Annotated in this window: 12 protein-coding genes; 3 read left to right on the forward strand and 9 right to left on the reverse strand. The window is 58.3% G+C overall.

From position 1 onward, the window contains the following. Window positions 1-102: 102 nt before the first annotated feature. Genes B2M20_RS03425 through rfbA form a run of 4 tightly spaced genes read right to left on the reverse strand, consistent with a single transcriptional unit; the run spans window position 103 to window position 4,052 of the window. The gene (locus B2M20_RS03425; protein WP_244553406.1) at window positions 103-753 is read right to left on the reverse strand and encodes a hypothetical protein; all 651 of its coding nucleotides are present in this window, start codon (window positions 751-753) and stop codon (window positions 103-105) included. Continuing rightward, entirely contained in the window at window positions 731-2,032 is a 1,302-nt protein-coding gene (locus B2M20_RS03430; RefSeq protein WP_079445700.1) for a UDP-glucose dehydrogenase family protein, read from the reverse strand. Before B2M20_RS03430 ends, B2M20_RS03425 begins: the two co-directional genes overlap by 23 nt. Window positions 2,033-2,091: 59 nt before the next feature. Further along, complete coding sequence (gene rfbB / locus B2M20_RS03435) at window positions 2,092-3,156, reverse strand: dTDP-glucose 4,6-dehydratase (RefSeq protein ID WP_079445701.1); 1,065 nt, start codon at window positions 3,154-3,156, stop codon at window positions 2,092-2,094. 20 nt (window positions 3,157-3,176) lie between these two features. After that, the gene (gene rfbA, locus B2M20_RS03440; protein WP_079445702.1) at window positions 3,177-4,052 is read right to left on the reverse strand and encodes a glucose-1-phosphate thymidylyltransferase RfbA; all 876 of its coding nucleotides are present in this window, start codon (window positions 4,050-4,052) and stop codon (window positions 3,177-3,179) included. 105 nt (window positions 4,053-4,157) lie between these two features. Here rfbA and rfbC point away from each other — a divergent pair, with 105 nt between their 5' ends. Further along, window positions 4,158-4,712: a dTDP-4-dehydrorhamnose 3,5-epimerase gene (rfbC, locus tag B2M20_RS03445; protein ID WP_079445703.1), complete on the forward strand. Its 555-nt coding sequence runs from the start codon at window positions 4,158-4,160 to the stop codon at window positions 4,710-4,712. Continuing rightward, window positions 4,712-5,638 (forward strand): dTDP-4-dehydrorhamnose reductase, encoded by a 927-nt coding sequence (gene rfbD, locus B2M20_RS03450; RefSeq protein WP_079445704.1) that lies wholly within the window; start codon window positions 4,712-4,714, stop codon window positions 5,636-5,638. The genes rfbC and rfbD overlap by 1 nt, the downstream gene beginning before the upstream one ends. Window positions 5,639-5,752: 114 nt before the next feature. Here the strand turns inward: rfbD and B2M20_RS03455 are convergent, their stop codons facing one another. The 4 genes from B2M20_RS03455 to B2M20_RS03470 form a co-directional block, all read right to left on the reverse strand. Beyond that, window positions 5,753-8,107: a glycosyltransferase family 2 protein gene (locus tag B2M20_RS03455; protein WP_079445705.1), complete on the reverse strand. Its 2,355-nt coding sequence runs from the start codon at window positions 8,105-8,107 to the stop codon at window positions 5,753-5,755. A 2-nt stretch (window positions 8,108-8,109) separates the two neighbouring features. Further along, entirely contained in the window at window positions 8,110-10,548 is a 2,439-nt protein-coding gene (locus B2M20_RS03460; RefSeq protein WP_079445706.1) for a glycosyltransferase, read from the reverse strand. 90 nt (window positions 10,549-10,638) lie between these two features. Continuing rightward, window positions 10,639-11,508: a hypothetical protein gene (locus B2M20_RS03465; RefSeq protein ID WP_079445707.1), complete on the reverse strand. Its 870-nt coding sequence runs from the start codon at window positions 11,506-11,508 to the stop codon at window positions 10,639-10,641. 280 nt (window positions 11,509-11,788) lie between these two features. Further along, on the reverse strand, window positions 11,789-12,019 hold the full coding sequence (locus B2M20_RS03470) for a hypothetical protein (RefSeq protein ID WP_079445708.1): 231 nt from the start codon (window positions 12,017-12,019) through the stop codon (window positions 11,789-11,791). A 281-nt stretch (window positions 12,020-12,300) separates the two neighbouring features. On the opposite strand from B2M20_RS03470, the gene B2M20_RS03475 reads away from it, so the two are divergent. After that, complete coding sequence (locus B2M20_RS03475) at window positions 12,301-13,662, forward strand: glycosyltransferase family 4 protein (protein WP_079445709.1); 1,362 nt, start codon at window positions 12,301-12,303, stop codon at window positions 13,660-13,662. Window positions 13,663-13,781: 119 nt separating this feature from the next. On the opposite strand, the gene B2M20_RS03480 is transcribed toward B2M20_RS03475, so the two are convergent. Beyond that, complete coding sequence (locus tag B2M20_RS03480; protein WP_079445710.1) at window positions 13,782-14,531, reverse strand: HAD-IA family hydrolase; 750 nt, start codon at window positions 14,529-14,531, stop codon at window positions 13,782-13,784. Between the last annotated feature and the right edge of the window lie 58 nt (window positions 14,532-14,589).

The raw sequence follows: 14,589 nt of genomic DNA on the forward strand, positions 1-14,589 counted from the left end.
AGGCTGTTTAGCTATAGCGTTTTCGAGCGGAGTGAATTCCGGTTCGCGTGAAGAAAACGCGTCAACGAAAAGCTATTGATTCCATCAGAGCCGGAATAGCTGTTAGGCCGGCTCGGCATGAAATGATTGGAGGAGGGCCTCTGCAATTCTTTTTTCCGGAAGAGGGCGGAAGAACGAGATATCGCCGGCAGTTGCAATCTCGCGTGCGATCTCCCTGACGCAATGATACTTTGGACGTGAAGTGAAATCGTGAATGCCGATAATCGCATTCGGACTACAGTGCAATACGATCTGCGCGAAGCACGCGACCCTGAAACGACCGTCGACGAAATAGAGATCCGCAGCCGCGCTATGCGGCATTTTCCAGATGGCCGAGTGATAGTCCGGCCAGCGCGATTTCGTGGAGGCGTCAGTCGGAAATCCCCATTCGCCAGTCGGACCGATATCGACAAAAATCAGCTCTGGCTTTGTTTGACTCGAGGCGCATGCGGTCTTGACCTGATCGAGCCATTCCCGGGAAGAATCAACAGAAAGTATCGAACTCTGAACATGCCTTGATGCGACGGCAGTGCTTCCGCCGGTTCCAAATTCCACGTAGATGCGGCTGTTTCTGACAAACGACAGAAACAAAGCCGCCTCATCTGAAGACATCCTCGGCAACAACTGTTGCTTCGTGTCGGTTGCGGCCATGCAGGGGGTCAGCAAGGTGTCGCTCCCCGAAATGTTCGTCTTATTGGCGACCAATGCTTTCATACTTGAATCCTGCCGATCGTACGTCTTCCGGCCTGTAGATGTTTCGCAAATCCACGATAATCGGCGTGGCCATGTCGGTTCTGATCCGTTCGAGGTCCAGCGCGCGGAACTGCCGCCACTCGGTCACGATCACCAGCGCGTCGGCGCCGCGGGCGCAGGCGTAGGGGTCGTCGCAGTATTCGATATCGGAGAGCTCTTTCTTCGCCTGCTCCATGCCGACGGGATCGTGCGCTCTTACCTTGGCGCCGAAATCGAGCAGACCGGCAATCAGTGCGATCGACGGCGCTTCACGCATGTCATCGGTGTCGGGTTTGAAGGTCAGGCCCAGTACGGCGATCGTCTTTCCGCGAATATCATGGTCGAGCGCGCCGGCTACCTTTCGCGACATCGTACGTTTGCGGATCTCGTTCACGGTCAGGGTGGCCTCGACGACGCGAAGCTGCACGCCAAAATCGAGCGCGGTTTTCGATAACGCGCGAGTGTCCTTCGGAAAGCACGAGCCGCCATAGCCCGGTCCAGCATGAAGAAACTTGGCGCCGATGCGATTGTCGAGCCCGATGCCCCGCGCAACGTCCTGCACGTTGGCTCCGACGCGTTCCGCAAGATCCGCAATCTCGTTGATGAAGGTGATCTTGGTCGCGAGAAAGGCGTTGGCGGCGTACTTGATCAATTCAGCGGTCCGTCGGCTGGTATAGAGGATGGGCGCCTGGTTGAGATAAAGCGGGCGGTAGATCCGGCCCATCACTTTCCTGGCGCGCTCGTCCTCGGTTCCGACCACGATGCGATCCGGATGCTGGAAGTCACGGATTGCCGCGCCCTCCCGCAGGAACTCCGGGTTCGCAACGACGGCGAAGTCGGCCGCTGGATTTGTCTCCTGAATGATCCGCTCGACCTCGTCGCCTGTTCCGACAGGCACCGTCGATTTCGTGACGATAAGCGTGAAACCCTCCAGAAGACCAGCTATTTCGCGAGCAGCGGCATGCACGTAGCTCAAGTCTGCATGCCCATCTCCGCGTCGTGACGGCGTTCCGACCGCGATAAATACGGCATCGGCGTTGCTTATATCGGAGAGATCGACCCCGAATCTCAGCCGGCCCGAATTGATGCCGGACTCGACGAGTTTGTCGAGATCGGGTTCAAAAATCGGAATCCTGTACTGGTTCAGTGCTGCGATCTTGTTGGAATCCTTGTCGACGCAGGTCACGTCATGACCGAAATCTGCGAAGCAGGCTGCCGATACCAGGCCCACATAGCCGGCGCCGATCATCACGATGCGCATGGTATTATGGACTCCGATTTCTGATCACAGAGCGGGTTTTCGATCGAGCCATCGGCAGGCTACTGCCTGAGTCCCACGCGCTTTGCTGTGTAGCCTCGCTCCAGGATCGCCCGCCACCACGGTTGTTCGTCGACATACCAACGCACCGTCTTCTCAATCCCACTCTCAAAGTTCTCCTCCGCGAGCCAACCGAGTTCGCGCTCAAGCTTGGATGCGTCGATGGCGTAGCGCCGATCGTGGCCGGGGCGGTCGGCGACGAAAGTGATGAGGTCACGATGCCGTGCCGCACCCGGCAGGATCTCGTCGAGCAGGTCACAGATGCTCTCGACGACATGCAGGTTAGTGCGCTCGTTACGCCCGCCGACATTGTAAGTTTCGCCGACAGCGCCGTGCTCGAGGGTCAGTGAGAGCGCCTTCGCGTGATCATTGACATAGAGCCAGTCTCGAATGTTCTCGCCGTCGCCATAAACAGGCAGCGGCTCGCCGGCGAGGCCCTTGATGATCATGTGCGGGATCAGCTTTTCAGGAAAGTGATAGGGGCCGTAATTATTCGAGCAATTGGTGACCAGCGTGGGCAACTCATAGGTTTCGCGCCACGCGCGCACCAGATGGTCGGAAGATGCTTTGCTAGCCGAGTATGGTGAGTTCGGCGCGTAGGCGGTGGCCTCCGTGAAAAAGCCATCGTCGCCGAGCGAGCCGAATACCTCGTCGGTTGAGACGTGCAGGAAGCGGAATTTCTTTTGCTTATCGGGCGACAGCGAACGCCAATAACGCAAGGTTTCCTGCAGCAGAGTGAATGTACCGACGATGTTGGTCTGGATGAACTCAGTTGGGCCGTCGATTGAGCGGTCTACATGACTCTCGGCGGCGAGGTTCATTACGGCGTCTGGTCGATATTTCTCGAAAAGATGACGCAGCCCGAGGCCGTCGCAGATGCATTGCTTCTCGAAGGCATAATTCAGGTTCTCGTTCGTACCAGGCAGTGAGTCGAGGTTCGCTGCGTAGGTGCATTTATCGATGTTGACCACGCGAGCGTGCGTATTGTGCAGGAGGTGACGAACTACCGCCGAACCGATGAACCCCGCGCCGCCTGTGACAAAAATGGTCGAAGCCTTAAAGCGCATAATCGATCGCCTCCGCGAAATTAACACTGGTATGAAATGGCAACGGATCTCAGATATTCGCCGTAGCTGCTTTTCCCGTTCTTCTCGGCAGCCTTCTCAAATGCCGGAAGCGAGATGTAGCCTTGCCGCAGCGCGATTTCCTCGGGGCAAGCGATGCGTAAGCCCTGTCGCTGCTCCAGGATCTGGACAAAGTGGCTGGCCTCGACCAGCGAGGAATGGGTTCCGGTGTCGAGCCAGGCGAAGCCGCGCCCGAGAACCTCGACGTACAGATCGCCGCGCTCAAGATAGGCGTTGTTGACGTCCGTGATCTCGATCTCGCCGCGCGCAGACGGCTTGATTCCAGCTGCAATTTCGACAACGTCGTTGTCATAAAAATACAGCCCGGTCACGGCCACGTTGGATTTCGGCTGCTTCGGCTTCTCTTCGATCGAGCGCGCTCGTCCGGTATCGTCGAGCTCAACGACCCCGTATTGTTCAGGGGTGTTCACGACATAGCCGAACACAGTGGCGCCCTTGTTGCGGGAGGACGCGGCCGACAGCAGTTGGGGCAACCCATGGCCGTAGAAAATGTTGTCGCCCAATACGAGCGCGACGGAGTCGGAGCCGATAAAATCGCGGCCGACGATGAAGGCGTCCGCCAGCCCGCGCGGAGTTTCCTGCGTCGCATAGGCAAAGCGCATGCCGATTTCGCTGCCGTCGCCGAGTAGCCGATGAAACAACGGCCCGTCCTGCGGTGTCGAAATGATCAGAATCTCGCGAATGCCGCCCAGCATCAGCGTGGACAGCGGATAGTAGATCATTGGCTTGTCAAAGACGGGCAGGAGCTGCTTGGAAACGACCGTCGTCACTGGGTAGAGGCGGGAACCCGTCCCCCCGGCAAGAATGATGCCTTTCATGGCCCCTCTCATTTAATCGCTGATAACATAACATATAGTGTTAAGCGTGCAAGTTTGTTATCAATGCGGAGGTATCATACGTTAACAAATATAAAGTGACGCGAAATGAATGTTATTCGGACCGAAGTTCCCGACGCAGTGGTCATCGAGCCCAGGCTGTTCGGAGACCAGCGCGGCTTTTTTCTCGAGACGTATCAATTTCCCCGTTACTCCGAGCACGGAGTCACTTGTCCGTTCGTCCAGGACAATCTGTCCCGCTCTGCTCGGGGCGTGCTGCGCGGGTTGCATCTGCAAAACCCTTTTCCGCAAGGGAAGCTGGTGACGGTGCTCCGCGGCAAGGTCCTGGATGTCGCCGTCGACGTCCGCGTTGGCAGTCCGAATTTCGGCCGCCACGTGGCCGTTGAGCTGAGCGAAGAAAACAGGCGGCAGCTCTGGGTTCCCCGCGGTTTCGCGCACGGCTTTGTCGTTCTCTCCGAGACCGCCGACTTCTTCTATAAATGCGACGATCTCTACAGTCCGAAGGACGAGGTCTCGATCCGCTGGAACGATCCTGCAATCGGCATCGACTGGGGCGTGGAAACGCCGTCCTTGTCAGCCAAGGATGCGGATGCGCCGCTGCTCGCGGAGATCAAGAACCTTCCTCGCTATGGGCAAGTCTGATGCGGATATTATTGACGGGGACCAGCGGTCAGGTCGGCGGGGCGCTTCGGCCGTTGCTGGACAAAGGTGGTACGGTCATTGCGCCGTCGCGCAGCGCGTTCGACCTTTCGAAGCCCGAAACGCTTGCCGGGGCGCTCGACGGATTCAAGCCTGATCTCATTGTCAATCCCGCAGCCTATACCGCGGTGGATCGCGCAGAGGACGAGCGTGAACTCGCTTTCCTTATCAACGCCAAAGCGCCCGCGGCGATCGCGGAATGGTCGGCAAGGCATCGTGTGCCGTTGATCCATTTCTCGACCGACTATGTTTTCGATGGCTCGGGCAACAAGCCGTGGCGCGAGGACAGTCCCGCCGGCCCGCTCTCGGTCTATGGTGGGAGTAAACTCGCCGGCGATCTCGCCATCCAGGCAGCCGGTGGGCCACATCTGATTGCACGCACCTCCTGGGTCTACGCAGCGACCGGCGCCAATTTTCTGCGGACCATCGCGCGGCTGGCTGGTGAACGCGAGGAATTGCGCATTGTCGCCGATCAGACCGGCGCTCCGACCACGGCAAGCGCGATCGCTAGTGTCATTTCTAACATCGTGCTCTCGAATGCATCGAACGTGAGCGGGTTGTTCGCGCGCCACGGCGGTGTGGTCAATCTCACCTGTGCCGGCGAAACGAGTTGGCACGGCTTTGCTACTGCCATCGTCGATGGATTGAAGTCTCGCGGTGTGAAGCTTTTGGTGGAAAGGATCACCCCGATAGCCACGGCCGATTTCCCGACCAAAGCCAAGCGACCTGGTAATTCCAGGCTCGACCTGTCGCAATTGCGAGATCGTTTCGGGTTGGCCCTGCCAACTTGGCAGGAAGCGCTATCGGCGGAACTCGACAGCCTTGTGACACGTCAAGGCGAGCAGGCGGTCTTGGCAATGAGAGCATGATCCCGGCCTCAGCGCCGCGCCCAAAAAGGCGGACCTGGTTTTGGATAAGATCATGCTCGAAAGGATTAACCCTGGAGTGTATTTCGATTTCTTGAATCAGCTTCCGGCGTTGCGTCAGAATCCCAACGGCAGATCGTGTGCGACCGGCGGACGATTGTATCGGGGAGTTCGTCGCCCCGGCGGCCATGCCAGGCCGCTATAGGGGACACCGTCGCGTGACAATTGCGGATTGTAAGCCGGGTCGTCGTTCAGCCGTTCGCCCCAGCGCGCACGAAGCAGATTGAGTTCGTGTTCGAACCGGCTTCGCCGGTCGGCGCGATGATCGCTACCCCGGCTGGCGGACTCTGCGTGAATCAGTTTCGCGTATGGTGTCAAGACGATGCGCTTGCCGACCTCGCGCAGCCGCAGGCAATAGTCGACATCGTTGAGCGCCACCGCGAAGCGGTCCTCGTCCATTCCGCCGACGGCGAGATAGTCGTTTCGTCGGGTTACAAGGCAAGCCGCGGTCACTGCGCTGCATTCGTGCGCCACAAGAAGCTGATCGAGAAAGCCCGGGTCATCGCTGAACCGGTCCGTAAAGGCATGCGCAACCGAAAAGTTCATGCCCAACACCACGCCACCGTGCTGGACGACGTCACCGGGCCAGGTCAGCAGCGCGCCGACCGCGCCGACGTCCGGCTCGCCAAGACGCGTGAGCATCTCCTCGAGCCAGTCATCGGAACTCGCCTCGATGTCATTGTTGAGCAGGCACAAGATGTCGCTGTCGAGCGTTGCGGCGGCCTGATTGTTGAGCCGTGCGAAATTGAACGGCCCCTCGATCCGCAATGTTCGAATGCCGCGTCGTGACAGATCGGAAAGAAAGTCAATAGTCTGCGGCTGCGCGCTGTCGTTGTCGACAACAAGGATATCGGCGTGGCAGCGTTCAACGGCAGGCGCGATGGTCTCAAGGCAACGTCGCAGGAGAGAAACGCGGTCGCGCGTCGGGATGATCACCGTCACGCGCTGTTTGGAGAGCGGTCGTTTGATTCGAACCGCCGGAAAAAAATTGCCGGTCCGCTGGGTCACGTTTGCATGGATTCCGCGCGCCCGCAGGTGCGACTGGCTTGCCGCGGACAGCAGCGCACCAGCTGTGGTTCGGTCGAGCTTTGGCATGGTCGCCAATGCCCCCGGCAAGTGAAGGATATCTGTTCGCAGAGGACCGATTTGATCCAGCAGGCTGTTGAAAAGGCGGTAGAGGTTATTCGGCCGCGCCGTCTCGATGGCCGCAAATAATGCCTTACGCCGGACTGCGAACAGGTGGGCGCAATAGCCTTGTTCCAGCAACCTTTCGTAATCGAACGCTGGAAAAGCAAGCGGCCAGAGGCGACCGTCGTCAGTGAGAAAGTCAAGGTCACCGTACAAAGCTAATGCATCAGGATGGGAGTCGAACGCAGCCGCGATGCGTGCAAGAGCGGTTCGTTCCAGCGACACGCCCGCCATGGTCGCGACGATGTAGTCCGCATCGGGTGCGGCGTCCTCGAGAAACTCCAGCATGGCGTCGCTATCGATCGACAGCGGCTGGCCGTCGATTGCGCCAGCGGTCCAATTCTCGTGGCTTTGCGCTTCGAGGCTGGCGAGCGTCTGTTGGGTGCCGGAGCTTCCAGCGATCACGACAGCCAGCCGAAGCGGGCTTGGCTGAGGCTCCGGTAACGGAAAGCGCTCGCGCCAGTCGGCATAGTCATGCAACGGCAGCGAGGCTGGAATAAGCCGGTCATAAAGTTTACCGCGCAACCGCTCAGCGGCATAGCCGCCGATGACATCAATCATTCCGGCTAGGCCGTCGGGAAACGCCACAAAGGTGGCTGCTGCCGGAATTTGTTCGCCATCCTCTTTCCGCAGCAGGATTCGATGGACTCTTCCGTCGGCGAGACGTTGCGGGACGTGGAAATCGAATGCGCGAACGTTGCGGGACGCACCTCCTTCGGCATCGCCACCGATGTGCGTCCAGGCCGTGGCGCGGACCTGCGCGACGGACTCCCCGTCGACGATTGCTTCCAGAGTGACGACGATCTCGCTATCGATCCACCCTTGGAAGTGCAGGCCGCCCAACCAGCGCAGCTTGCAGGTCGGGCGAAGATCGGCTCGAAACGTCGTGTCATTCTCAAGGTCTATGGGATTGCCGACGGGAGTTCCGAGATTGGCGAGTCGCGCCGAAAGATGACGCGCGGCATGGAGCAGTTCGATGTCAATGCTCACAGCGAATCCGCAAGTGTTACTTCGGTCTAGCTCAGAGCATTCCGGCGCGAACGCGGCGGCGTAAGCAGTCTTCAGCACTAGGCCGTCGAGGAGGATTTCGATCGTGAAGCGGTGTTCCGGCGCATCCGGATCGAACACGAAACCGGACACGGTACCGTCGTCGCCGAGTGCGAGCCGGCTGATCAGCTTTGGCTTGGTGATCTGTGCCTTGCGAGCCCGGATGACACGCGTCATGTCTAGGACAGTCCGGCCCACGCGATAACGGCATCGATAAATTCCTCCTCGTCCGCGTTTGCCGGGATGGCAAGATCGCCCTTTCGCGGTTTGACCGATCCGGCTGACCAGTCGCGGTATGCGACAGGTATCGAGGCTCGTCTTGCAGTCTCGATCAGAGGATGGCCGAATGCCGGTTCGTCAAAATCCGTCAACAGCCAGCCAGGGTTATGTGGCGCCAGCACATCGCCGATCTCACTGGCTGCGATCCTGCCAGTAACGAAGACATTCGTGCAGGACATCAGACGCTCATCGTCACAGGTCACGCCGGCAACAACGATCGACCGTCGCAAGTCATCGACCAAACGTCGTATCAAGCGGAAGGATGCGGGGGATGGCTCGGACGGCACGATGGCAACCGATCGACTCGCGCCATGGATCGGCTCCACGGTCAGCGGGCGGGTCGGCCAATCCTGAAGGACGATTTTGCGTTCGGGCCAGCGAGCCTTCGCAAACGCCTGGGCGTTCTTTCCGGGAACAAAAAGCTGAGTCTCATCGGGAAGCGACGTGATCGCTTCGCTCAAGGTCCCTGCCGTAAGCCACGGATGGATGGGAAGACCAAGTTTCCGTATCAGATCAATCAGCTGAGGTAATGGGTTCGGCTCGAAAACTTCGACGCGCTCGGGGTGCAGCCGTGTGATGATGGCAGCTGCCTCGGTGGCGCCTGTCTCAGTGCCGACATTCAACTGAATGGCTTGTGGGCTGCTCCCATCTGCGGCTCTGACATGAATGACATCCCGTTCGCGCGACAGGAAAATCGCACGCTCGCCACGCTCGCCGAGGTGGCGTGCCCGCTCCTCAGCAACGGCAAATCTCCGTCGATTGCCGAGAATCAGAACGGACGGCTGGCAGGGCCATGTTAACGCCCGGTCGAGCTTCGCACGCGCCGGTCGCAACGGATCAGCGATCTCGAATGCGCGACATTCCCGCCGATAATCGGGAAATCGCTGGTCAAGCACCTCCAGATTGCGAAGCACCAAACGTCGCTTTTCGTGCTGGAAGGATTTCGAGCCGTGATGCCCGACATAGACTGACGGCGCGCAGACGTTACGAAAACCCTTGCCGCGGGCGCGCAAGCAGAGATCGACGTCCTCAAGATAGCCTCGTTCGAAGTTTTCCGATAGCGCGCCAATGGCCTTGAGACAGTCGCGCGTGACATAGAGACAAAAGCCAATGCCGCTCGGCACGTCGGTGACATCACCGGCATTGGCGATGCTCGCGATCCGGTTGATCTCAAGAATTCCTTCATAGCTTTGCATCGGATTGACATTGTTCGGTACTGGAAACGAAAAAATGTCACCGTTGTTCGACAAGGGAGTGACTGTTCCAATATCCGGTGTGGAACGCGCTACGTCCGCCAGTCTCTCAACGAAGTCCGGCGGCACAATGGTGTCCGAATTGAGCAGAACGACGTCGCCCGCCAGTACGTTCTCCAGCGCGCGATTGATCGCGCCGACGAAGCCGAGATTGCTCTCGTTCACGAGGAGATCGATCGTCCCTCGGGCGGCAAGCTCGCTGAGATAGCGCCGCAACTCCGGTTCAGGGCTGGTATCGTCGATTGCCAGGATACGAAAAGAAAGTTTCCCGGTCGTATTCGATGCGCGTGCCTTGATGAGACTGTCAAAACAGTCCAGCGTCGCCGCTACGTCCCGGTAAACCGGAACGATAACGGTGGGTGGCGAGGTGTCGGATCGGGACGCGGTTGAGCGGCACGCTTGGCTTGGCAGGTCAGGTGGTGAAGACAGGTTGGGAGCCAGCCGTCGAACCCGGAAGATCTCGCCGTCGCATGTCAGCGTCAGCGTCTGAGGCGCTCGCGACGTTGGACGCCGAACCAGGAACGCTGCTGCCTGAACGTCCACGCTGGCCAAGGGGTGAAACGGGTCGGGCTCGAGCTGGCTGATCAGTGCGCCGTTTTCGACCCCCACGCTCACTTCTACGGCGTTCGCTGTGGTCCACGCGATCCAGCCGGTCACGTGGTTGTCAAATACCGAATAGGCAGCCCAATGCCGATACCCCGCTTGTCGGAGTTCCTCAATGGCAAGGCGCAGGACTGCCGGATTGCTGTCGCGGCCGATCAGATCGGCGGCTGCGGTGCGCCGTCGATCGTCGGTGGCCCAGGCAAACATTCTGCGGTTGGCGGCAAGATCGGATGGATCGACGAGGAGCGCTTCGGCGAGATCAGCCATGGCCGCTTCCTTGCGTTCGAGTCTCCAGTTCGCCTCCGCGCGGAGAACGAAGCAATGTGCAGCCGATGATGGATCGACCCGGCAACGTCTGTCCGCGTATTTGAATGCAGCAAAATAGTCCTTAGCCGTTAACGCTTGCGCGGCCATGCGTTCGAGCATGACATACGAGGAATATGCAGCACGGTCCTGATTGTCAGTGACGGGACCGAGAACCATCTGCCGGTGTCCTGACAAGTTGGCGCTTGGCCGGAGCTTCAAATCCGCAGCCGGCCTCCAGCGCGCAATCCGAAAAGCGATGATCGGCTTCTATCTGGCGGCGCCCGCCTGACGCTGCTGGCTGCGGAAGACCCGCACTCGTGCTGAACCGGCAGACTTGCGTGGTATTGCAGACGTTGCAACCACCTCCGCAGGCGCACTACGCTCGATCCCGATGCGAATGCCGACCAGGGGTTCGCGGCTGGTCGGACCCGATAAAACCACGCGCTTGCCAACTGCGCGGAGAGTGGGCGCATTTAAAAAACCTGCCTCGGCCACAAACTTCAGTTCATCGGTGCCGCTCATCTCGAGAACCACGCCAGTAAGGGGCAGGGCCCGGCCGCGCGTGCCTGCATAGGTGCCGAGCGGCACCATCTTGCCGCTGCCAGTCTGACCGTTGGCGAACTGGACCGCGTAACGTATATCGATGCTCGCAGGTTTGTCCGGCCATTCCAGCGCCACGCCTTCCACGCGAGACGGCGCGGCCGGACCAGCGATCCACGCATCCGGACCGACGACAATGTCGCCGCGGCCTGCAACGTGGCCGAGCACCTTCAGACCTTCCGTTGCAACATGCAGCCCCACGCCGTTGCCTGGACTTGCCGCGTCGGGAATTCGTCCGGCCTGGATCTGTTCGACGCGCACGATGGCAGATTGTGATCCTCCAGGTCTTGTCGGCCGGACCTGAACCTGCAAAGTCGCGGGTGTGTTAATCCGCACGACCAGTCCAGAATTGGGACTGTATAAAATCGGCTCGGTCGCGTCTGGATGCAGAATGATCTCCATGCGCCGCTCATGCCCCTCGGCCGGCGCGACGATTACGCGAGGTGGCGAGACGGAGTCGTCGGCGCTTTTGTAATTGATGAAGAAAAGTCCGCGGTCGAGACTCAGTTTTTTTTGTTGCTCAGTCTCGTTCGTCATCCCCCGAAACAAATCCACCAGCCATCTCCCTCAATTGTGCCAATTCGTCATGCACCACCGGCTGTCTTAGAAAACCCGCTATCGTGAAATCAGCGGGCAGACGATCAAAACCGCGACGCAACCACTATAGACGTCATTTCCGTTCTCAAGTTGTCGATCCCGCGATTGCCGTCCCTCTGAGAAAACGAAACGGCCGGAATACATCAGTTTCTCTCCGAGATACCGATGCGAATCATGTTCCTAGTGGCAGTCGTGGTGAGCACATGGCTCCAGTAAATGATCAGGCCAACAAGGTCGTCGATTTCGTAGGCGAAAGAGATCGCCGGATGTCCTCAGCCTCCACACTCAGCGATGCGGCCATCTTGCGCAATCTGTCGTTCTCGTCTTTCAGCAGTATGATGGAGTCAGCGATGCTGTCGACGGAATCCGGAATATCCTCAACGCTGCTCAAATCCGGGTGCGGAATCTGCGGAAGATAATCGGAAACATGTTGTGTAAATTTGAGCCTCATCGCGAATGTCCCGCGCTAGCCATATTTATGGGTGATACGGCGACTTCGTTATCCGTGTCCATCCGGTCTCGACTATTCGACGACTTTTAGGGCAGGAAGATGTCAGACGGAAGTGAAAGCTGAATGAACAAGCCTCGAGTCATTTGGAACTTGTCAACGTGCAAACATTTAGACGAGATTGTCTCGAAGGCATCGACGATGAGAAGGGACCGGAGATGGAAAGCCTTTCTAAGTAGCGATACGCATGCTTTAGCGCGATCCTGACCAGAGATATCACGCCGATGAAAATTTTATTCGTGCATAATAATTTCCCGGCGCAGTACCGAAATCTCGCGGCGGCGTTAGCGAGTGAGTCAGGATTTGAACTCGCCGCGATTGGTGCATCGAATGCGCAGCCGATGCCTTCGGTCAAGTTGATTAAATATGCTCTGCATGACGCTGACGTTTCGGGCACGCATCCGTTTGCCAGACGTTTCGATCTTGAATGTCGTCGCGCTGAGCAGGTGCTTTACAGCCTTTCAACACTGGCGACATCGGGATTTACGCCGGATGTCATCCTTGCCCATCCCGGATGGGGCGAAACGCTGCCGTTGCGCACCATGTTTCCCAAGGCGCGGCAAGTGGTCTATTGCGAGTTCTTCTACGGCGCCGAAGGTCGCGACATCGGCTTCGATCCGGAATTCCCAATCTCGGGCCTGGATGGCCATATCGGGTTGCAGCTCAAGAACGCGACGACCTTGCTTGCATTAGCTGATTGCGATGTCGGAATTTCGCCGACAAATTGGCAGCAGTCGACTTTTCCAAGGCATTATCAAAGCAAGATCGAAGTTATTCACGAGGGGATCGATACATCGCGCGTGCGACCTGATCCCCAGGCGCGTCTGATGCTTCCAAACGGCCGTCAAGTCGGCCGCTCGGATGAAATCGTGACATTTGTCGTGCGTAACCTGGAGCCGCTTAGGGGTTACCATATCTTCATGCGCGCGCTTCCGGAAATATTGAGGCGGCGGCCCAACGCACAGATTGTCATTATCGGCAGGGATGGATTGTCGTATGGCCTTCCTCCGCCGGCGGGCAGCAATTGGAAGTCGATTTTTCTGCAGGAGGTGCGCGATCGGATCGACATGTCGCGCGTTCATTTCATGGGCGGAGTTCCGTACAGCACTTTTATTGCGGCACTTCAGGTGTCATCTGCGCATGTCTATCTGACGTATCCCTTCGTGCTGTCGTGGTCTGCGCTGGAAGCGATGAGCGCCGGCTGCCTGGTGATAGGGTCGGATACCCCGCCTGTGCGTGAAGTCATCAGTTCCGGAGACAACGGCCTGCTGGTTCCTTTTTTCGCGGTCGATGAAGTGGCTGCGCGGGTCGTTGAGGCGCTTCAGGAACCCGATCGGTTTTACGCCATCAGAGAGGCTGCCCGGCAATTTGTCGTCGAGCATTTCGACGCGGAGCGGGTATGCCTGCCGCAAATGCGTCAGCTTCTCGACCTCAAGGAATCCCCATCATCGGCGGCTGCCCGACGAAACGTCTGGAGAGGACGCTCGGCGTCGGAATGGCCTAAAGCCGCCCGACGCTCCCGCAAATCTATATCGCCGCCCAAGGTGGAATGGTCAGACGAAGGCTGTTCCGGCCGGACTGGCTGAGACCATGAATGGAAATAATTTTGATGGATTTGAAAGAAGAGTCGTTCTGAAAAAGAGTCGTTCTGGTGAATGCGCTTTTTTTATTCGTTCTAAAATCATCGACGAGAGAATCTCTCCGATCACATATCCGATTTATTTTCAGGCATGTCTGAAATGTGAGTGAAGTCATCGATCGTAAGAGCCGCGCCTGAAAAGTCATCGTCGCTGAAATAAGCGCTGCGTGAAATCAGGACAGGAATTCCCGCGGCCGATGCCGAAGCGAGACCATTGCCGGAATCTTCGATAGCAAGGCATTGCGATCCCGGCAGGTCCAGTTGGGAAAGAACCTTGAGATAGACGTCCGGTGCAGGCTTCTTGTTACGCACCTCGTCTCCGGCGACAATAGCCACAAACCACTGTGCCCAGTCCTTGCCCAGCGAGACTGTCAGCAACGCATCGATATTGTCGCGCGAGGTCGTGGTCGCAATCGCCAGAGGCTGCGCGCGCTTTCGTGCCGCGGATAACAGGGCGTGAATGCCCGGCCGAAGCGAACAGCCGCCATTGGTTACCAATTCGGCGTATAGCCTGGTTTTTGCTTGATGTAATTCCGCGATCTCGCGATCCGACAGCTGTGGAGAAGCTCCATTTCGCGACGCGTCGAATGCGCGGATACGTTCCTTTCCACCTGTCACTCGCAGCAAGTCCTTGTAGAGGGTGCGGTCCCAGCACCAATCAAGGCCAGCTTCGGCGAATGCGGTATTGAAGGCCTTGCGATGAGCCTCCTCCGTTTCGGCGAGCGTCCCGTCGACATCGAAGATCAAGGCGCTTGCCTGAACGATCAACGCTCTTACGTCGTCCAGCGGAATATTATTGGCAGACGCTTCGCTCATTCCATTTCACCGGGAGGCAGATCGCAGACAATCATGCGATAGATGTGTGTCTCCGCAG

This window comes from Nitrobacter vulgaris (assembly GCF_002028545.1).
Classification (GTDB): Bacteria; Pseudomonadota; Alphaproteobacteria; order Rhizobiales; family Xanthobacteraceae; genus Nitrobacter; species Nitrobacter vulgaris.